We start from the raw sequence: 21,009 nt of genomic DNA, 5'->3' as shown, positions 1-21,009 counted from the left end.
ATAAATAATGGAAATGCAAAGGGCATGTCGCGGTTGGCGACTTGCCTGCATTTCTTCATCCCAAGCTACCGCTTTCAATGTTCATCAGGTAATTAAAGTACGTTAATGACTAAGGGAGACATTTATGAAGACTGTTTATTCCATTTTTTCAATGTGCTTTTCCGGTCTGCTGGTTCTGAACGGTTGTTCGACGCCTGGAAGTCCGGCTGCAGGAAATATTAACAGCGGCACCATCAATCACATTTACACATCGAGAGAATTGAAAATGCGACCTCCCTCATGTTTGTACACGCTCTCGCAATCTGAGATCGTCGCCGGAGAGTATGCCGATATTAACCTTCCAACAGAAAAAGGGCATCGTATTACAAGCGCTTTTGTCCCTGAGCCCTTGAAAGTTGAGGTGGGTGACGAAGTTCAATTGTCATCAGTAAAGTGTGAGAAAGGGGCTGTACCGCAAGTAGTGCAGATCCTAAAGCGGCGTCACTGACATCGTTGGCGCTGTCGGTGTCGAAGCCTCGGCTTTGCAGGGGTGAGGGCATGGTGGCGTGGCATGTTTCTTAAGGAGATAAACATGAAGCAGATCAGCGCGTTTATGCATCCGCATCGAGTCGGCACTGTGACAGAAGCATTGCGTAATTCTGGGCTTTGCGATCTGAGCACCGGAGTCGGCTGTTATAACGTTACCGTTTCTCCAGTACAGCGGCTCCACACTGACAGAAATCGGGCTCAACAGCATTATTCGGTCGGATTGGCCGAGCCCGTCGTGGCAGAAATGAAGTTGGAGTTGATTTGCGACGACCATCTTGCAGTTCAACTTCAGCAAATCATTATTCAAGCCGCACATCCAAGTCCTGGGTGGATCTTCATTAGCGATATTCGAAGCGCAATGCCATTGAGCTAGATGCGACGAATGGGTGCTTCTAATAATTAGGCGAACAGAACCATGCAGGTTAGACTTTTCTGAATATGCTACAAATAGGGCTATCGAATTTTGCACGAAGTGTGTATGACATTTGTAGGAGGGCGGCAAGCGATAGTTATTGAAATCGGTGTTTACAACGAAGCCATATTTCGCTTTTCTTGTTAAAAGCTTGGATTCGAATGGAACAGGTAGGGCAGTCATTTTTACCCGGAAAGGTGCGCGGGAATGGGAAAGACATTGGTTCCACAATCATAAAAGCATTGCATCTCTCAATCAAATACTAGGAGGCGGCATGGATGACGACTTTACGGTTAAAACAGAAGGCACAAACGCCGATATAGATCTAAGTGATATGTTGGTTGAGTTGCGAATTTTATTGCCGGGCGCTCAACTATTGACTGCGTTTCTGATTACGTTGCCGTTCAATTCGGGATTCGGCCAAATAATCCAGTTTGAAAAAATCGTATTTATGGTGACCTTTTTCTGCTCTATCTCCAGCCTGATTCTCTTTACTGGTCCGGCAATTCAGCATCGTTTGATGCGTCCGCTCCTCGACAGGCAGAGGTTTAAAAACAGCGCGACTCGGCAAATGGTAGCTGGCACGATATGTCTAACGCTCGCCCTTGTCTTGAGTGCGAATCTGGTCATGTCTGAAGTCTTTGGGCAACGCATGGGAATTACCGTAGCGGTAACTATGGCGACGTTCATTGGCGCGATGTGGTGGATATGGCCAATTTATGCCCGCCGACGCTTGTCGCATCATGCAACGTCGACCAAGCGCATTCTTTAAGCACAGCGCATATTTTCAACACTAAGCAAGTAAGCGAGTCACCGACCGTTTTGACGCATAGGGGCGAGGTAGATATGAGTCGTTTTTATTTTCTCGTCGTGCTGGCTGTACTCGGCGCGCTCCCGGCAATGGTAATTCGTCTTGCTGGTTGGCATACCTCTAGCTTAAACGAATTGGCTTTTTTCGGGGTGGCGGTTCTGGCAGCAGGGTTTATGCTCTCCTGGAGCGCCGAAGCGGCCGAGCGTGACTTGTCTCAAGGCTTGATCCTGGCCATCGTTGCACTTATTACGGTTCTCCCGGAATATGCGGTCGATATGTATTATGCGTTCCAGGCAGGTCGGGCCCCCGAGTCGCAATATGTCCATTACGCAGCAGCCAATATGACCGGAGCTAACCGCCTGTTGGTCGGGATTGCTTGGCCAATCATGGTAATCCTACATTGGTGGCGCACCCGTGAGAAAGCCATTGTATTGGCTCCGGTAAATCTCGTGGAAATTGGCTTTCTTTTTTTGGCCAGTGCTTATGCCTTCATTATCCTGCTGACCAACCGGATCCACTTATGGGACTTTGCAGTCCTGTTTACCATATTTGGCACTTACCTGTGGCAAGCCGGGAGAACGTCAGAACGTGAGGAAGACGATGGCGAGACGGCCGAACCTGGCCCAGCAGGTATTCTTACCCAATTAAGGCCCAGCATACGCTGGATATGGATCGCATCCCTAGCAGTGACCGCCAGCGTGATTATCCTCTTCTGCGCTGAGCCGTTTGCCGAAGCGATCGTGGCATCTGGCCGACAACTGGGTGTGAATGAATTCCTGTTGATCCAATGGCTTGCGCCGTTAGCGAGCGAAGCGCCTACCATTACGATTGCTATTCTTTTTGTGGTATACGGGAATGCGACAAAAGGATTGACAACAATGATTAGCGACAAGATTAACCAATGGACATTATTGATTGGCATGCTTCCAGTGGCGATGACGATTGGAGCGGGGCACCCCTTATCCTTGCCGCTGGATCCCAGGCAGCATGAAGAATTTTTCTTGACTGCAGCGCAATCGGTGTTTGCAATCTCGTTGCTGATTCGATTGCGCTTTCATTGGCTGTCCGGTTTGATCCTCGCGGGATTATTCGTCGTACAAGTTGTGGTCGCATTTATTCATCAGAATAATGAAAGCCGTGTTATTGCTTCGTTGACTACATTAGCATGGCTATATCTTTTGCTTTCCCTCCCAATCTTGCTAACCGGTATCCCGACGTTAAAGGCAGCGATGAAATGGTTTGTTGTGGTCAAACGCGATTAATTTGATTTAACTTTGCGGGAAAATAGTTAGAGCTACTTTGGTGTGCCGCTAACTTTGCTGCTAGAGTGTAATAGATAGAGCAAGCTTACTACCGGGCGGGTCGCAAAGGCGGATGACAATGTCTGGACGTACCGTCGCGTCTAAGCGTCCAGCACGATGGCATTCCAATTGATCAGCTTGCCAGCACGATGAACGCGTAGCGAGGATCGATTGATCCAGAAGGGAAAACTTACCGCTGTGACGTTTGACCTCAACGCTTCATGATCAGTCAGATACACGTTGCAACATTGAAAATACCTTCGAGTACCGGTACGTTGATAGTGCCGAGCCATAATGCGCGGATGATCAGTGCCGCTATGACTAACTTTGTAATATTTTTTTAGAACCTAACGCTTGTGTTGTTGGTGCATAAGCAGATTTCTTGGCTGAAGCACTAATTGAAACTGAATTTTAGGAAGACGAATGCTCGTGTCGGCTATCTCGACTCGCACCCGAGCTTCGCCGCCTTTCTATACTCTTCAACATGGGAATTTGGCGTACCCACTCATCAGCTTCCTTCTTTAGCCTTGTATGTTTAAGTGCTTTTGCAATTTATGCAAAGAATGAGCGTACCGGGGAGTAATTGATAAAAAATCTACTAAAACGTTCTCGTGGACTGGAGTGAAATGTGCATTACGGTTTCACGTTGCCGCGTTCGTAATCGAGTCCTTCTTTCCTATGCCAGCGCCTTTGGTTCCAAAAAGAAAGCACTATAGATAGTTGTAGATAAGTCATTGACTACTACCTGTAGTATTTTATAATGTCTGCATCAACGAACTGAGTATCACTGGCGCTTGTATAGTAGAACGTTACGGTACGTTCTTTTATGGCATGTTCTCTACCGGATTCCTGTAGAGGATGAGCCCCAAATCGGATAGGAAGGAATGATTAAGCATGGTTGCTCGAACATGGCGACAAGACACCGCAGAAAAGCGGATTAAAGCACGGCTTGCAGAAGTCGCAAATGTTGAGGTCAAAGAATATGTGCGAGACACGGACCTGTCCAACCTGGGACGAAACTGTGCATACCGCGTAGACGGCGTCCATATCTATGTGGAAATATTGAATGTCGACGACATGCTCGACGTGACCGCAGTTGAAGGCATTACGTGTCACCGTCGTACGTTGCGGTTTTTGAATCTTCATTTCCGCGCCGTACACCGCATTCTGAACCGGGTAGGCGCAATTCACGTGGATTTTCATAATCAGCGCCTCCATGCGGTGGTCGTAAAGCCATATGGCGATGAAGCTGAACGAATCCATAAAGCGGTGGCGATCGCTAGTTTGATCGCCAATGTCCTTCAAAATACCGGCGAAGAAAGTGAAGATCCTATCCCGGCAGCCGAAATTCGGATCGGCATCGATTCAGGGATCACCTTGGCTGTGAACAATGGTCGTCGTGGTCACAGAGAGCCGCTATTTCTTGGACCTGCGGCCAATTTGGCAGCAAAGCTGGCATCCGGCCATGAGCTTGATGGTATTTACCTAACGAATACAGCACGGGACACTGCTGGTTTTGACACGGTAAAAGATGATACGCTCACTGCGCTTACTCCACCGCAAATTTGGAATAGCGAAGAAGTGGCATCGCTGGACGTTACCTGCGATGAAATCATCAAAGACTGGAAAAAAGACCTTGCGGAGTCTCCAATCGGCGTGTTTGAGTTCACTGCACACACCCCGCCGTATAGCAACTTGGACCTTGAAGTTTTGACGCCGGCAAATTCTCGTCGCCAGGATGCTATATCTATTTACGCAGACATTGATGGTTTTACCGGCTATGTGGCCAATCATATAAGCAACGACTTCAGTGCCAAGGATGTTGTGCGTGTTCTCCATGTCCTGCGCAGTGAAATGGATGCGGTCCTTTCCAGTGATTTCGCAGGCCGGAAAATCCGTTTTATCGGCGATTGCGTTCACGGCATTCTCGTTGAGGGCACGGCAGCACAGACTGAAATCAAGCAAACTATCACCAATGCTGTTCTCTGTGCAGGTGCGATCCGCAGCAGTTTTGATCTTTCACTGAAAATATTGTCGAATAGCAATAAGAGCGTCGATGGACTCGGTATCGCCATTGGGCTGGAATATGGGCCGGTCGCTGTAACAAGGCTGGGAATCAAGGGAGAAAAGATTCGGTGCTGCGTCAGTAGGGCGGTACTCGCTTCAGAAACTGCGCAGTTGAACTGCGATGGTGCTGAAACAGAACTGGGCAGAACCGCCTTTGCTGCGGCATCAGAGCCTGTGAAGAAACTACTTGGTGAAAAGCGCAAACGGGCGTACCTCACATATGCAGTCGCCGTTGATGAACTCGCAGCAAGCCAGGATGCCGACGCAAAAGCGTCCAAAGCGTTGCGGTCAGTACCTCAAAGTTTAATTCGTACAGCAGCGGCAGCGCCTGTCGTCGGTTTCCCGCAATATGCTGCTGGGCCAACGAAGCCAGCAGGTTTTGCATGATTTGGGCTATCCAAAACGTCGCAAGATACCGCGCCGAGACCGATGCGGTCACAGCCCTGGATGTTGAAAACGACTGGTTCTCCCTGCATCAGTGGCGGTTCGACGACGTTTTTCGTTTATGTGCAGATGGAGATATTACGGTCCAGGGGCGCAACTATCCCGTTACTTTATGCTACAGCCAAAATTTTCCGTTTTCTCCACCGTCGGTTATACCGCAGGTCGAAGAGCAGTGGTCAAGTCACCAATATATCGGTGGAGAGCTTTGTCTGGAGTATCGATCCGATAATTGGGTCCAAAGCATTACAGGGGCCAACATGCTGGAGAGCGCCCATCGCCTGCTTTTGGGCGAAGCCTATGTGCCCGCCACTGAAGCAAGAGGGGTCGTCTCAGACCAGCATGAGGTCACGCTGGGACAAAAGCTCAGATATAAAAAAACCAGATTTTTTTACACGACGGCCTTTGAAGACGCTCTTCCAACATTACCAAGGCTGGCAAAGGCCAAGTTTACCGATATTGGCGGAAAGTCTGAATGGCGGATTTACCTGAATGAACTTTTAGACGGAGAAATTTCGCTCTGGAAGGACCTTAGTATTCCGGAAGTCCTGAGTGCAAACAGTTTTACCTTCTCCGGCTCCCTTGCGCGCCTTGATCAAGACATAGAAATTTGTGTTGAAGATATAACATCTTTTTTGGGTCAAGTTGCTCCAGAACTTTTAGAGCGCTCCGTCGAAAAACTCACTTCATTGGAACTGGTTTTAGTCTGTACGCCTTCCAGCAAAAGATTATTCCGACTGATGCATGAGAAAAATAGCGTTTTCGAGTTTGGAACGGTACCACCGACTCCCGGCACTAGGCTTGCAGAAAACTATGCAAGTCTGGCAGCGAAAAAGGTCGCGATAATCGGATGCGGATCAATAGGGACAAAGGTCGCTACGATGTTGGCTCGCTCTGGAGTTGGCGGTTTCGTCCTGGTCGATGACGATATTTTTGCGCCGGAAAACGTAGTGCGCAACGACCTAGATTGGCGTTCAGTAGGAGACCATAAAGTCGACGCGTTGAAGCATCGAATCAACCTGGTGAATGCCGAGGCGACTGTTGACGTTCGCCGGCAGAAGCTAGGTGGTCAAGAGGCAGGTTCAACTGCGGATGGAACGTTGTCCGCTTTGGGTGGTTGCGATTTGATTATTGATACGTCTGCGAGCAGCAAGGCCTTCAACTATGGTTCGTCTGTCGCGGTCAGTAAGAATAAACCCATGATTTGGGCTGAAGTTTTCGGTGGCGGGTTTGGCGGGCTAATCGCTCGTTCTCGGCCGAAGCTGGATCCTGAGCCGCAATTGGCAAGAGCCCAAATTCTCCAGTGGTGTGACGATCAAGGCGTTAATGCTCCAACTGTGCCAAAAGATTATTCGATACAGGACGGCGAAACGGTATTTGTCGCTGACGATGCTGACGTTTCGGTAATCGCTGCGCACCTCGCACGTTACGGGATCGATCTTCTCTTGGCTCGTTCGCCTTCAATTTTTCCGTGCTCCGCTTATTTGATCGGCCTTGCGCCACAGTGGCTGTTCTCCCAGCCATTCGACGTATATCCCATTGAGCTTCACACCCCTGCAGCTAGTGCAGAAAATCCGACTGTCGCTGCGCATGAAGACCAGCAAGCATTCAGCACTCTGCTTGCGTTGTTGGAAAATAAAAATTGATCGTCCTTACGCTCGGAAAAAGCGCTTTAGAAAAGTTTGAGGCAGCACTGCGCGATGCTCGGCACCAGGAAATTGGCGGTGTTTTAGCAGGCGAACATATTGCAGATAATGTATTTGAAGTTGTGGATTTTTCGGTTCAAAAAAACGGTGGTACAAGCGTATGCTTCACTCGTACCACTAAAACTCACCAGAAATTCCTAAAGAGTTTTTTTGATAAAACTGGGCACGACTATCAAAGATACAACTATTTGGGAGAGTGGCATTCTCATCCATCGTTTCCTGCAATACCTAGTGGAACGGATCTATCCCAAATGGCAGCTATTGCACAAGATCCCACACAAAGTGGTCAATTTGTAATCCTGATTATAGTTAGGCTTGACAGCCGAAGCAAATTACAACTGCATGCCTCCGCACATATGCGCGATGGCTCTGTTCAAAATGTCCTTGTGCAGCATTGTCATAATAACACTATGCTCACAGAAATTGGAACTGGCAGAGATGAAGGCGTCTAAATTGATGTGCTGCTCATAAAAAATTGGTTACAGACGAATCACCGAGGTAAAAATGACATTGAAATCGAGATTTGAAAACAAACATGATTTGGTCGAGTCTTTGGCACGACAGAAAATTATATTTGGCCGTTTAGATATTGCGGAAGCCATCGCAGCGAGTGGAGAACTGATTGAGTACGCGCCTGGTGAACGTCTTATTGAACAGGGTGGAACCGATCGGCATATGTACTTCCTGCTTGCTGGAAAAACACAAGTGATCGTGAATGGTGTGCGTCTCTATCCACGTGAGGCGAACGTCACCGTAGGCGAGATGTCCGCTATCAACTCGCAGATTTGTAGGGCTGCCACTATTGAAGCCGTAGACACAACTGTGGCTTGGAAAATTGCGCATAGCGCCCTTGGTGACGTAGGAAAACTGTATCCAGATATCTGGCACCTTCTTGCAATTGAGCTATCAGGCCGACTTGAACAGCGTAACCGTTTTGTCAATCGGGTGAACAAGCGACCCCGCGTATTTATTATTTGCTCAGCCGAGGCACTAAAAGTCGCCAAGGCTATCCGAATCGGTCTAGAACACGATGACGCTGACGTGATCTTATGGAGCGACGATATGATTTTCTCAACCGGCGCATATCCTTTGGAATCGCTCGAAGAGCAAGTCAATTTGGCGGATTTCGGGATTGCTTTAGCCCAACCTGATGACCTCTTATCTTCCCGAGGAAAAAGTCAGGTCACGCCTCGGGACAATGTAATCTTTGAGCTTGGATTTTTTATGTCAAGACTGGGAAGGGCTCGTACTCTTCTTCTAGTCCCACGTGGAGAGGATATAAAATTGCCATCAGACTTTAAGGGGCTGACACCAATTGACTACACAGTCTCGAAAGCGGGATCGGATTTGGCGGTTGCACTCGGTCCCACGATAGACAAAATTTCTGCCCTTATTCAGAAACTTGGTGTTAGGGCCTCGCTAGTTGAGGCGAAGTAGCCAAATCGTCCGGAGCTAAAAGTGTATTGCGTTAAATGAGTTGAAAGTGCATCAAATGGATATCGGCGATCGCATGAAAACCTACACGGCGTTCGCCGATATTAGTCGCAGGTGGACGGCGGTAATGGACGCAAAAGCTGCTTTCATATCGGCCTTAAATGGAGCGATGCTTGCCTTCCTGTCAGCAGGAATAAAAGTCTTCGAACAAGTCGGACCGGTGAAGGGATTTGGTGTAATTGCGGCAATTTTGTCGTTGCTAGGGTTGGTGTCCGCAATAGTGGTTATATTTCCACGTGGCGGGGTGTCGATACTGAGTGGTAAAAGAATACGCTGGACATCGAAATACAAACCTGTCAGTTTTTATGGTTATGTCGCGGATGAGTATGGTCCAGGCAACTTCGCACAGTTGGAGGCAGACTCGGCAAAAATGGACTCTGCGGACTTTGCTCAGGAGGCGTTAGAGCAGCATTTCGCAATATCAATCATAATACGAAAAAAGGAACGCCTAGTATCTCGCTCTATCGTAGTTACAATATTAGCTGTGGCATTTGGTGGAACCACTTTAGTCACCAAAATGATTTATTGACGATGTCTTAAGCCATGCCTTTTTGAGTAAGCGCTAGATAAAAAGTTTGCGAAAAACTTCTTGATTCTCGCATTTCGAATTTGCAGTGTTCTCGCCCGGCAGTCGTGTAAAGCGCCCTGCATTCGGGCGTGTGGAGCTATTTGCACTTCTATAACAAAGCGCTATTGAGCCAGATACTGTTCTTTGTTTTTCCCAATCAGCCATTTTGGTTGTCGTCCTCGGCCAGACCAAGTGGCCCCTGTTTCAGGATCTGAATACTTTGCAGATGCCTGAGACTTGTTCTTTACCTTTTTGAATGCTTTTGAAGACGCAAGGTCGTCGACCGTTATGCCGTACATTTCCATTTTCTCTTTGATATCGGCGATCACAGAGCTAATTTCATTAGTACGAACTTCTTCGGCTTGCTTTCGAAGGTTCGCAATTTCTTCTTGTAGTTCTTTGTATGTAGCCATAGTGATTCTCCTATTTTGGTCGCAAAACAACATTTTCAATGTAGCAATGTTTGTTAAGCTTATCGCATAAATAGACTATATACAACCATCTCACTGCTATGGATTTATAGGGCTTCTAAATTTGGGATCATCAACGCAAATAAAAAATGCATAAAAACAATGCGATCTTATGTCCAATACACTGCGAAAAAATGCTGTGACTTCGGACCGAAGGTAAGTGGCTTGGGCATAGGATACGGTGGGCATCCGACACATAGGTTACTAAAGTGAACCATGTCAGGGAATTTCATAAATCTCGATATAAGCAATGGCTCGTTAGCTATAGTGCATTTCACGCAGACAGGCGTTCTTGTTCCGTCGCAACGGTAGCTAAAGGGATAAGTTTTTACTCGGACCACAGTTTAGTTCTTGGTCACGAAGAGGGACTGGTTTCGAAAACAGTAAGACCAAGAATGGTTCGCCTCGGATAATATTGCAAATTGGAATGTTCTAAGGTGCTTTTAGTTGGTTCTAGAAGAAAATTTTCAGGTTGTCCACGGTTGTGTAAGCTTGTGCAACGATTTCGGTGCCTATCAAAACGCTTTGGTTACTACTATCTTGCTGTGTTATATAACTCATTGAATATAAAAGTGTTATTTCGTTCGTTCACACAGTACGATGCAGTCACAAGCCATAACTACGAGATCAAGGACCTGACGCCGCCGAAGGAGATCCTGCATGCGATGCAGGCGCAGATCACGGCCGAACGGGAAAAGCGGGCGCTGATCGCGGCGTCGGAAGGCCGCAAGCAGGAACAGATCAATATCGCCACCGGCGAGCGCGAGGCGGCGATTGCCCGTTCCGAAGGGGACAAGCAGGCCGCCATCAACCGCGCCGAAGGCGAGGCGGCAGCCATCGTGGCGATTGCCAACGCTACCGCCGAAGCCCTGCGCCAGACCGGCGCGGCGATCCGCGAACCGGGTGGCCAGGATGCGGTCAGCCTGAAAGTCGCCGAGCAGTACGTCGATGCCTTTGCCAAGCTGGCCAAGACCAACAACAGCCTGATCGTGCCCGGCGACCTGGGCAATATGAGCAGCATGATCGCCAGCGCGCTGCAGGTGGTGAAGTCTCAGCCCAAGCTCTGACGCCGCTCAGCGTGGCGGCGGCAGGCCGTTGCAACTGGCCGCAATCCAGCGGCCGCTGGTCTGGGCCTGTTCCCTGACCGGCGTGCCATCTACCGTGCCGTCGAAGCTGGACGTGCCGCTGAAGCGCTCCGGACTTTCCAGCATGCCTTCGGCGCGGCCGGCGCCGCGCACCCGTGGTCCATCGCAGCGCACATCCATTGCATAGCGCGCGCCGTCGCGCACTGCATTGCGGCTGGTGCAGCCCGACTGCTGCTGGTACAGATCGGGCATGGTGTTCTGCGCCGCCATTTCCGGCGTGATGCAGATGCGCGAACTGGCCGCGCCGTTTTCTATCTTCGGCATGTCGAAGCCGTGCTGGCGCGCCAGTCCGCGCAGCCTTGCCATCTGGTCGGCCGGAATCTGCGGCACCAGCCCCAGCAGGGCGGAAGTGGCGCTGACTTCCCACAGCCCAGGGCGGGGAGCGACTTCTCCCGAAGGTGCTGCCTGCGCCGTGGCGGCAATCAATAGCGTGCTGACGATCATGGATGGAATGCGAAACAAGTTTGGCTCCTGCTGCTTGGTGACGGTGAATGGGGAGGGGCGTGGCATGACGGTCATCAGCCCGACGCCTGCGGGCGATTATCCGCCCTGGCCGGGCACGCCGGGGCGGGGCGGGCGCCACCGTTTTGAGAGGCGCGCCGGCGATGCAAGTTCCGCCTTTTCGCTGGCCGGCTCGGCGCCGCCGCGCTTGTGCCGGCTTGTTACGCACGCGATACAAACCCGATACATCACCATGCTAGTATCTGATCCGCTCGCCGCAGCCAGGGCGCCGCATACCAAGGACAGTTAATGGATTCACGAGTCAACGACACGCCTCGCAGCACAACCACCACAACCGTTCCACGCAAGCCTCGCAGCCGCCTGCTCGGCACCGTCATCGCCATCGCGGCCCTGCTTGCGCTTGGCTGGCTGGTCTGGCATCTGACGCGTCCCAAGCCGGAAGGCGGGCCAGGCGCCGGCGGGCCGGGCGGTGCAGGGGGGCGCGGCGCGCCTACCACCACGGTTGGCGTGGGAACGGCCGAGCAGGTCGACCTGCCGGTAACGCTGGAAGCGATCGGCACGGTCACGTCGGCCGCCACCGTCACCGTCCGGCCGCAGGTATCGGGCGTGTTTCGCGAGATCCTGTTCACCGAAGGCCAGCTCGTGAAGGCGGGACAGGTGATGGCCGTGATCGATCCCAGCCAGTTCGAGATGGCGCTGATGCAGGCCACCGGCCAGCGCCAGCGCGACGAGGCGCAGCTGGAGAATGCGAAGCTGACGCTGCAGCGTTACCGCACGCTGCTGGCGCAGGACTCGATTGCGCGCCAGGAGGTCGATACACAGGCCGCGCTGGTGCGCCAGCTGGAAGGCACGGTGCTGGCCGACCGCGCCGCCGAAGGCACCGCCAAGCTCAATCTCGGCTACAGCAAGGTGGTGGCGCCGATCAGCGGCCGGGTCGGCCTGCGCAGCGTCGACGTGGGCAATGTGATCGGCCCCAACGATGCCAACGGCATCGCCGTGATCACCCAGGTTTCGCCGATCGATGTGCAGTTCGCCATTCCCCAGGACCGGGTGCCTGAAGTGCAGGAGGGACTGCGCCAGGCAGGCGCGATGCAGGTCAGCGCGCTCGACCGCAGCCGCGCCACGGTGCTGGGCACAGGCCGCTTCCGCGCGCTCGACAACCAGGTCGACACCCAGACCGGCACGGTGCGCGCCAAGGCCCGTTTCGACAACCAGGATGGCGCGCTGTTTCCCAGCCAGTTCGTGAATGTGAAGATGATGCTGCGCACCCTTTCCGGTGCGATCGTGGTGCCGGTCAATGCGCTGCGCCACAGCAGCAACGGCGACTATGTCTATGTGCTGAACCAGAAGGAGCGCACGGTCGCGCAGCGCAAGGTGCAGCGCGGCCAGGCCACGGCGGACCGGGTGCAGATCGTCAGCGGCCTGGAAGCGGGCGAGCGGGTCATCACCGAAGGCGCCGACCGGCTCAAGGACGGCGACAAGGTATCGCTGCCGGGCGAGCGGCCGGGCGCGGGCGGCGGCGGACGTCGCCAGGGCGAGCGCCGCCGCGGCGCCAATGGCGGCGCGGCACCGGAAGGCGCGGCGCCGGCAGCGGCCCATGAGGGCGCGCGGCCAGGCACGCCGGCAAGCACCCCCGCGCCGGCCACGGCGCCGGCTGCGCCAGCCGCCCCGCGCTGATGCCCGCTTCGAGGATGCACCAGGCATGAGCCCTTCGACACCCTTCATCCAGCGCCCGGTTGCGACCTCGCTGCTGATGCTGGCCATCGTGCTGGCCGGCTTCATGGGCTTTCGCTTCCTGCCGCTGTCGGCGCTGCCGCAGGTGGATTTCCCGACGATCCAGGTCCAGACTTTGTATCCGGGCGCCAGCCCCGAAGTGATGAGCCAGACCGTCACCGCGCCGCTGGAACGCCAGTTCGGCCAGATGTCCGGCCTGCAGCGCATGAGCTCCACCAGCGCCGCGGGCGTGTCGGTGATCACCCTGCAGTTCGACCTCGGCGAGAAGCTCGACGTGGCCGAACAGGAAGTGCAGGCCGCAATCAATGCCGGCTCCTCGCTGCTGCCGGCCGACCTGCCGGCGCCGCCGGTCTACGCCAAGGTCAACCCGGCCGACGCGCCGGTGCTGACGCTGGCCATCACCTCCGACACCCTGCCGTTGACCGAGGTGCAGAACCTGGTCAACACCCGGCTGGCCCTGAAGATCAGCCAAGTATCCGGTGTTGGCCTGGTGTCGCTGTCAGGCGGCCAGCGGCCGGCGGTGCGCATCCAGGCCGACAGCCAGGCGCTGGCATCCTATGGCCTCGGCCTGGACAGCCTGCGCAATGCGATCAGCGCGGCCAATGCCAACAGCGCCAAGGGCAGCTTCGACGGCCCGACCCGTTCCTTCACCATCAATGCCAATGACCAGCTGGTGACGGCGCAGGATTATTCGGCGCTGATCATTGCCTATCGCAACGGCGCGCCGGTGCGGCTGTCGGAGGTGGCGAAGGTGGTCGACAGCGCCGAGAACGTGAAGCTGGCCGCCTGGGCCAACATGAAGCCCGCCATCATCCTGAACGTGCAGCGCCAGCCGGGCGCCAACGTGATCGCCACCGTGGACGCGATCAAGGCCCGCCTGCCGGAATTGCAGGCCGGCCTGCCGGCGTCGCTGCGGGTGGATGTGCTGTCGGACCGCACCACCGGCATCCGCGCCTCGGTGCGCCACGTGGAGATCGAGCTGCTGCTGGCGGTGGTGCTGGTGGTGCTGGTGATCTTCGCCTTCCTGCACGACCTGCGCGCCACCGTGATCGCCAGCCTGGCGGTGCCGATCTCGCTGATCGGCGCCTGCGGCGTGATGTATCTGCTGGGCTACAGTCTCAACAACCTGTCGCTGATGGCATTGACGATCGCCACCGGCTTCGTGGTCGACGATGCGATCGTGATGATCGAGAACATCGCCCGCTATATCGAGGAGGGCGAGACGCCGATGGCGGCGGCGTTAAAAGGCGCGGCGCAGATCGGCTTCACTATCATCTCGCTGACGGTCTCCTTGATCGCGGTGCTGATTCCGCTGCTGTTCATGGGAGACGTGGTCGGCCGGCTGTTCCGCGAATTCGCCATCACGCTGGCCATCACCATCCTGATCTCGGCCGTGGTGTCCTTGACGCTGGTGCCGATGATGTCGGGCCGCTGGCTCAAGGGCCATGCCGATGCGGCGCACCCACAGCCTGCCGGCCGCCTTCAGCGCGTGTATGACCGGGTGATGGTGCGTTACGACCGCTCGCTGCAATGGGTGCTGGCGCGCCAGTCCCTGACGCTGCTGGTGGCGCTGGCCACGCTGGCGCTGACGGTGCTGCTCTACATCCTGATCCCGAAGGGCCTGTTCCCGACCCAGGACACCGGCCAGCTGCAGGCGCGGGTGGAGGCGGCGCAGTCGGTGTCCTACCAGCGCATGACCGAGCTGCAGCAGGCTGCGGCGCAAGCCATCCTCGAAGATCCAGCGGTGGAAAACCTGAGTTCCTTCGTTGGCGTGGACGCCGCCAACAACACCATGCTGCATACCGGCCGCATGCTGATCAACTTGAAGGACCAGCGCGACGGCAAGCTGGCCGACATCATGGGCCGGCTGCGCGAGCGGGTCGGGCGCGTGGCTGGCGTGACGCTGTACCTGCAGCCGACGCAGGACCTGACCATCGACGCCGAGAGCGGCCCGACCCAGTACCGGCTGTCGCTGGAAGGCGCGCGCAGCGCCACCGTGAACGAGTGGGCGGGCAAGCTGGCGCGCCGGCTGCAGGAGGTGCCGCAGGTGCGCAACGTGGTGTCGGACGCCGGCGCATCGGGCCTGGCGGCGGTGGTCGAGATCGACCGCGATACCGCGTCCCGGCTGGGCATCACCGCGGCCGCGGTCGACGAGGCGCTGTACAGCGCCTTCGGCCAGCGCATCGTCTCCACCATCTTCACCGAGACCAACCAGTACCGCGTGATCCTGGAAGCGCAGCAGCAGGGCCTGGCCACGCCGCAGACGCTGGGCGGGCTGCAGCTGCGCACCAGCGCCGGCAAGCCCACGCCGCTGTCGGCGATCGCCCGCATCAGCGAGCAGCCGGCGCCGCTGCAGGTGACCCATGTGGCGCAGTATCCGGCCACCACGCTGGGCTTCGACACCGCGCCCGGCGTGTCGCTGGGCCGCTCGGTCGACGCCATCCGCCGCGCCGCGCAGGAGATCAACATGCCGGCCAGCGTATCGATGACCTTCCTCGGCGCGGCCGGCGCCTATCAGGCCTCGCTGACCAACCAGCTGTGGCTGATCCTGGCTGCGGTGGTGTGCGTCTATATCGTGCTGGGCGTGCTGTACGAAAGCTATGTGCATCCGCTGACCATCCTGTCGACGCTGCCTTCGGCCGGCGTGGGTGCGCTGCTGGCGCTGATGATCAGCGGCGAAGACCTCGGCGTGATCGGCATCATCGGCATCATCCTCCTGATCGGCATCGTGAAGAAGAACGCGATCATGATGATCGACTTCGCCATCGATGCCGAGCGCAACGAGGGCATGGCGCCGCGCGAGGCGATCCACCAGGCCGCGCTGCTGCGCTTTCGGCCCATCCTGATGACGACGCTGGCGGCGCTGTTCGCCGCAGTGCCGCTGATGCTGGGCTGGGGCGAGGGCGCGGAATTGCGGCGGCCGCTCGGCCTGTCCATCTTCGGCGGCCTGATCGTGAGCCAGATGCTCACGCTCTACACCACGCCGGTGATCTACCTGGCGTTCGACCGGCTCGGCCAGCGTCTGCGCGGCGGGCGCGGCCAGCGCGGCCAGGCGGCGGAAGAGGCGGGCGCGTGAACCTGTCGGCGCCTTTCGTCCGGAGGCCCATCGCCACCGTGCTGCTGACCATTGGCCTCGCGCTGGCCGGCATCGCGGCCTTCCTGGTGCTGCCGGTGTCGCCGCTGCCGCAGGTGGATTTTCCGTCGATCTCGGTGTCGGCCACGCTGCCCGGCGCCAGCCCGGACACCATGGCCACCAGCGTCGCCACGCCGCTGGAGCGCAGGCTGGGCGTGATCGCCGGCGTCAACGAGATGACATCCACCAGCGGCAATGGCTCGACCCGCATCAACCTGCAGTTCGACCTGTCGCGCAAGATCGATGCCGCCGCGCGCGAGGTGCAGGCCGCGATCAATGCCTCGCGGGTCGACCTGCCGGCTACGCTGCGCAGCAATCCGACCTACCGCAAGATCAATCCGTCGGATGCGCCGGTGATGATCATGGCGCTGACATCGAGCAGCCGCACGCCGGGGCAGGTGTATGACGAAGTCTCCAACATCGTGCAGCAGCGCCTGGCGCAGGTGGAAGGCGTGGGCGATGTGGAACTGGGCGGCGGCTCGCTGCCGGCGGTGCGGGTGGAGTTGCTGCCGTTCGCGCTGAACCGCTACGGCGTGAGCATGGAAGACGTGCGCGCGGCGATCCAGGCCAGCAATGCCAACCGGCCCAAGGGCGCGATCGAGGGCGACGACCGGCGTCTGCAGATCTATACCCGATCCTCTGCCGGCGGGGGCCGCACCGCCGTCGATTACCGCGGCCTGGTGGTGGCCTGGCGCAATGGCGCGGCGATCCGGCTGTCGGACGTGGCGAGGGTGTATGACGGCCAGGAGAACAAGCGCACGCTGGGCCTGTTCAACGGCCAGCCGGCGGTGGTGGTGATCATCACCCGCCAGCCCGGCGCGAATGTGATCAAGACCGTCGACAGCGTGCGCGCGCTGATCCCGTCGCTGCAGGCGCAGCTGCCGCCCGACATCAGGCTGCAGGTGGCATCCGACCGCACCTTGTCGATCCGGTCCTCGCTGCACGAGATCGAGATGACGCTGATCATTTCCATCGTGCTGGTGGTGCTGGTGGTCAGCGTGTTCCTGCGCAGCCTGCGCGCCACCATCATCCCGGCGGTGGCCACGGTGGTGTCGCTGCTGGGCACCTTCGGCGTGATGTATGCGCTGGGCTTCTCGCTCAACAATCTGTCGCTGATGGCATTGACGGTGGCGACCGGCTTCGTGGTCGACGACGCCATCGTGGTGCTGGAAAATACCAGCCGCCATATCGAGGCCGGCATGGACCGCTTCAAGGCGGCGCTGCTGGGCGCGCGCGAGGTCGGCTTCACGGTGCTGTCGATCAGCCTGTCGCTGGTGGCGGTGTTCATACCGCTGCTGTTCATGGGCGGCCAGGTCGGCCGCCTGTTCCGCGAGTTCGCCGTCACGCTGTCGGCGGCGGTGATGATCTCGCTGCTGATCTCCCTGACCACCACGCCGATGATGTGCGCCTGGCTGCTCAGGCCCGGCGTGGAGCACAAGCCGCCCGGACGGCTGTCGCGCTTCTTCGAGCGCGGCTTTGCGCTGACCCAGCGCGCCTACGAGCACAGCCTGGACTGGGCGCTGGCCAGCCGCTGGCTGGTGCTGTTCATCCTGGTGGCGGTGGTGGGCATGAACGTCTACCTGTTCAAGGCCGCGCCCAAGGGCTTCTTTCCGACGCAGGACACCGGGCAGATCGCCGCCGGCATCCGCGCCGACCAGAGCATTTCCTTCGAGGCGATGCAGGAAAAGCTGCGCCGCGTGGTCGACATCATCCGGCGCGACCCGGCGGTGGACACCGTGGTCGGCTTCACCGGCGGCAGCCGCGCTGGCGGCGGCTTCATGTATATCGCCTTGAAGCCCGCGGACCAGCGCACCGACCGCGGCCAGGCAGTGATTGCCCGGCTGCGGCCGCAACTGGCGCAGGTGACCGGCGTGCGCATCTTCCTGAACCCGGTGCAGGACCTGCGCATGGGCGGTCGTTCCAGCAATTCCACTTACCAGTACACCTTAAAGAGCGACAACATCGCCGACCTGAAGCGCTGGTCCAGCCGGCTCGCCGATGCGATGCGCAGCCAGCCCGCGCTGATCGACATCGACACTGACCAGGAAGAGAACGGCGTCGAGACCTTCGTCAGCGTGGACCGCGACAGCGCCTCGCGGCTGGGCGTGAATTCGCGCGATGTCAACAATGCGCTGTACAACAGCTTCGGCCAGCGCCAGGTGTCAACCATCTACGACGAGCTGAACCAGTACCGGGTGATCATGGAAGTGGCGCCGGCCTATGCAAGCAGCCCGGAGTCGCTGCGCGATGTGTATGTGCCCGCCCGTGGCGTCGCCGCCACCACGCCCACCACTGGCCTGGCCGCCGGCACCAGCGTGGCAAGCGCCCTGGCGACGACAACGGTTGCCGGCGCCAGCGCCACGGCTGGCGCCGGGACGGGCACAGCCACTACAGCCGCCACATCGACCACGACCACCGGCACCAGCACCGCCGTCAACCCGGGCCTGCGCGATGCCGCCAGCGGCCAGGCGATCAGCACCGCGCCGACCACCATGGTGCCGCTGTCGGCCTTCGCCAGCTTCAGCGAGCGCGCCACGGCCACCTCGATCAGCCACCAGGATGCGGAGCTGGCGACCACCATTTCCTACAACCTGGCCGAAGGCGCGAGCCTGACCCAGGCCCAGGCGGCGGTGCGCCAGGCCGAGGCCGACATCGGCATGCCGATCAATGTGCGCGGCAGCTTCGAAGGCACCGCGCGCGGCTTCCAGGAAAGCCAGGACCAGCAGCCCATGCTGATCGCCGCCGCGCTGATCGTGATCTATATCGTGCTGGGCGTGCTGTATGAAAGCCTGGTGCATCCGGTCACGGTGCTGTCGACGCTGCCCTCGGCCGGCGTCGGCGCCATCATTGCGCTGCTGCTGTTCGACATGGACTTTTCCATCATCGCGCTGATCGGCATCTTCCTGCTGATCGGCATCGTGAAGAAGAACGCGATCATGATCATCGACTTCGCGCTGGAAGCCGAGCGCGCCCGCGGCCTGTCGGCGCTGGAGGCGGTGCGCGAGGCCTGCCTGCTGCGCTTCCGTCCGATCCTGATGACCACCATGGCCGCCGCGCTGGGCGCGCTGCCGCTGGCCATCGGCTTCGGCGAAGGCGCCGAGCTACGCCGGCCTCTGGGCATCGCCATCATCGGCGGCCTGATCGCCAGCCAGCTGCTGACGCTGCTGACCACGCCGGTGGTCTATATCCTGCTCGACAAGCTGCGCCGTCGCAGCCCGGGCGAGCGGGCGCTGGCCCGCACCGCCGAACCGCAATCGACCTGAACACCATGCGCCTATCCCTGTCCGTCCATTCCCTGTCTGTTCCACCGCGACGCCTGCTGGCCGCGGCCCTGTGCGCCGTTCTCGGCGGCTGCGCGCTGGCGCCGGCCTACGAAGCGCCGGCCATCGATCTGCCCGCCGGTTTCAAGGAGGCGGGCGACTGGGTGCCGGCCGCGCCCGCGGACGACGCGCCGCGTGGCGCCTGGTGGACCGTGTTCAACGACCCGGTGTTGAATGACCTCGCGGCCTCGGTGCAGGTGTCGAACCAGAACGTGGCGGCCGCCGGCGCCGCCTATGCGCAGGCAAGGGCGCTGGTGGCGGGACAGCGCGCGGCGCTGTTCCCGGCCGTGTCGCTGGACGCTGGCGCCGACCGCAGCAGCTCGCGCAGCACGGTGTCCGGCGCACAGGGCGCGCGGCTGGGCAACAGTTACCAGGTCAGCCTAGGCGGCAGCTGGGAGCCCGACCTGTGGGGCAGGCTGCGCGGCGGCGTGCAGAATGCCGCCGCCCAGGCCGAGGCCAGCGCCGCCGACCTGGCGCTGGCCACGCTGTCGGCGCAGGGCGAGCTGGCGGCCAATTACCTGAACCTGCGCGAGACCGACATCCAGGCCGAGCTGCTGCAGGCCACCATCGCGGGCTACGAGCGGGTGCTGCAGATCACGCAGAATCGCTACGACGCCGGCGTGGCGCCGAAAACCGACCTGTTCCAGTCGCAGACGCAGCTCGCCACCGCCCGCGCCGACCTAGTGGCGCTGCAGCGGCAGCGTGCGCAGCTGGAACATGCGATCGCAGTGTTGCTCGGTAAAACGCCCGCCGAATTCAGTTTGCCGCCGGCGGCCTGGCAGCCGACGGTGCCGGACATTCCCCTGGTGCTGCCTTCAACCCTGCTGCAGCGGCGTCCGGACATCGCGGCCGCCGAGCGCCGGGTGGCTGCCGCCAACGCCGCCATCGGCGTCGCCCGCGCCGGTTATTTTCCCGGCATCGGCCTCTCCGCGTCCTACGGCTACGGCGCCAGCCGGGTCGGTGACCTGTTCAACGCATCGGCCGCGGCCTGGTCGCTCGGGCTGTCGCTGGCGCAGCGCGTCTTCGACGCCGGCGCCGTCAGCGCCCAGGTGGCCAGCGCCCGCGCCGCGCATGAGCGCACCGCGGCGCAATACCGGCAGACCGTGCTGGTGGCATTTCAGGGGGTGGAAGACCAGCTCGCCGCCAGCCGCGTGCTGGCGCAGCAGCTCGAACTGCGCCGCGCCGCGTCCAGCGCGGCGGACCAAGCGGAGCAGCAGGTGCTGAACCGCTACCGGGCCGGGCAGGTGAGCTACACGGAAGTCGTCACCGCCCAGACCACCGCGCTGCAGGCGCGGCGCACGCTGGCGCAGTTGCAGGCGGACCGGCAGATCGTGGCGGTGGCGCTGATCCAGGCGCTGGGCGGGGGGTGGACGGGTAATCCCTGATTGATTAGGAGCCTGTTTTCTGGCGGGTCTGC

15 protein-coding genes and 1 pseudogene are annotated in these 21,009 nt (G+C 58.3%); 14 read left to right on the top strand and 2 right to left on the bottom strand.

Translation table 11 applies throughout. From position 1 onward, the window contains the following. The first annotated feature begins 124 nt into the window (after positions 1–124). The 9 genes from ABC383_RS06030 (at position 125) to ABC383_RS05990 (ending at position 9,289) form a co-directional block, all read left to right on the top strand. Positions 125–487 (top strand): hypothetical protein, encoded by a 363-nt coding sequence (locus ABC383_RS06030; protein ID WP_413012460.1) that lies wholly within the window; start codon positions 125–127, stop codon positions 485–487. A gap of 84 nt (positions 488–571) precedes the next feature. After that, the gene (locus ABC383_RS06025; protein WP_413012459.1) at positions 572–901 is read left to right on the top strand and encodes a P-II family nitrogen regulator; all 330 of its coding nucleotides are present in this window, start codon (positions 572–574) and stop codon (positions 899–901) included. 313 nt (positions 902–1,214) lie between these two features. Next, positions 1,215–1,712, top strand: coding sequence for a DUF6328 family protein (locus tag ABC383_RS06020; RefSeq protein ID WP_413012458.1), 498 nt, complete (start codon positions 1,215–1,217; stop codon positions 1,710–1,712). 74 nt (positions 1,713–1,786) lie between these two features. After that, a complete protein-coding gene (locus tag ABC383_RS06015) occupies positions 1,787–3,013 on the top strand; it encodes a sodium:proton exchanger (protein WP_413012457.1) in 1,227 nt (408 codons plus the stop codon). Between the two features lie 933 nt (positions 3,014–3,946). Continuing rightward, positions 3,947–5,506, top strand: coding sequence for an adenylate/guanylate cyclase domain-containing protein (locus ABC383_RS06010; RefSeq protein WP_413012456.1), 1,560 nt, complete (start codon positions 3,947–3,949; stop codon positions 5,504–5,506). Next, on the top strand, positions 5,503–7,206 hold the full coding sequence (locus ABC383_RS06005; RefSeq protein ID WP_413012455.1) for a ThiF family adenylyltransferase: 1,704 nt from the start codon (positions 5,503–5,505) through the stop codon (positions 7,204–7,206). Before ABC383_RS06010 ends, ABC383_RS06005 begins: the two co-directional genes overlap by 4 nt. After that, the gene (locus ABC383_RS06000) at positions 7,203–7,718 is read left to right on the top strand and encodes a M67 family metallopeptidase (RefSeq protein WP_413012454.1); all 516 of its coding nucleotides are present in this window, start codon (positions 7,203–7,205) and stop codon (positions 7,716–7,718) included. Before ABC383_RS06005 ends, ABC383_RS06000 begins: the two co-directional genes overlap by 4 nt. Before the next feature lie 52 nt (positions 7,719–7,770). Next, on the top strand, positions 7,771–8,703 hold the full coding sequence (locus ABC383_RS05995) for a TIR domain-containing protein (RefSeq protein ID WP_413012453.1): 933 nt from the start codon (positions 7,771–7,773) through the stop codon (positions 8,701–8,703). Between the two features lie 55 nt (positions 8,704–8,758). Next, complete coding sequence (locus tag ABC383_RS05990) at positions 8,759–9,289, top strand: Pycsar system effector family protein (RefSeq protein ID WP_413012452.1); 531 nt, start codon at positions 8,759–8,761, stop codon at positions 9,287–9,289. 161 nt (positions 9,290–9,450) lie between these two features. Here the strand turns inward: ABC383_RS05990 and ABC383_RS05985 are convergent, their stop codons facing one another. Further along, positions 9,451–9,741 (bottom strand): H-NS histone family protein, encoded by a 291-nt coding sequence (locus tag ABC383_RS05985; RefSeq protein ID WP_413012451.1) that lies wholly within the window; start codon positions 9,739–9,741, stop codon positions 9,451–9,453. Positions 9,742–10,418: 677 nt separating this feature from the next. On the opposite strand from ABC383_RS05985, the pseudogene ABC383_RS05980 reads away from it, so the two are divergent. Further along, positions 10,419–10,865: pseudogene (locus tag ABC383_RS05980) on the top strand (SPFH domain-containing protein); the annotation flags it as partial. Positions 10,866–10,871: 6 nt separating this feature from the next. Here the strand turns inward: ABC383_RS05980 and ABC383_RS05975 are convergent. Further along, positions 10,872–11,405 carry a DUF3617 domain-containing protein gene (locus tag ABC383_RS05975; protein WP_413012450.1) on the bottom strand — a complete coding sequence of 178 codons (534 nt, stop codon included), beginning with the start codon at positions 11,403–11,405 and terminating at the stop codon, positions 10,872–10,874. A 288-nt stretch (positions 11,406–11,693) separates the two neighbouring features. Between ABC383_RS05975 and ABC383_RS05970 the strand changes: the two genes are divergently transcribed. Genes ABC383_RS05970 through ABC383_RS05955 form a run of 4 tightly spaced genes read left to right on the top strand, consistent with a single transcriptional unit; the run spans position 11,694 to position 20,977 of the window. Continuing rightward, a complete protein-coding gene (locus ABC383_RS05970) occupies positions 11,694–13,082 on the top strand; it encodes an efflux RND transporter periplasmic adaptor subunit (RefSeq protein ID WP_413012449.1) in 1,389 nt (462 codons plus the stop codon). 25 nt (positions 13,083–13,107) lie between these two features. Next, on the top strand, positions 13,108–16,215 hold the full coding sequence (locus ABC383_RS05965) for an efflux RND transporter permease subunit (RefSeq protein WP_413012448.1): 3,108 nt from the start codon (positions 13,108–13,110) through the stop codon (positions 16,213–16,215). Further along, entirely contained in the window at positions 16,212–19,535 is a 3,324-nt protein-coding gene (locus tag ABC383_RS05960) for an efflux RND transporter permease subunit (protein WP_413012447.1), read from the top strand. Before ABC383_RS05965 ends, ABC383_RS05960 begins: the two co-directional genes overlap by 4 nt. 5 nt (positions 19,536–19,540) lie before the next feature. After that, complete coding sequence (locus ABC383_RS05955; RefSeq protein WP_413012446.1) at positions 19,541–20,977, top strand: efflux transporter outer membrane subunit; 1,437 nt, start codon at positions 19,541–19,543, stop codon at positions 20,975–20,977. Positions 20,978–21,009: the final 32 nt, after the last annotated feature.

The organism is Noviherbaspirillum phoenicis (genome assembly GCF_047237965.1).
GTDB lineage: Bacteria > Pseudomonadota > Gammaproteobacteria > Burkholderiales > Burkholderiaceae_D > Noviherbaspirillum_A.
This window is presented reverse-complemented; position numbering and strand designations above follow the sequence as displayed.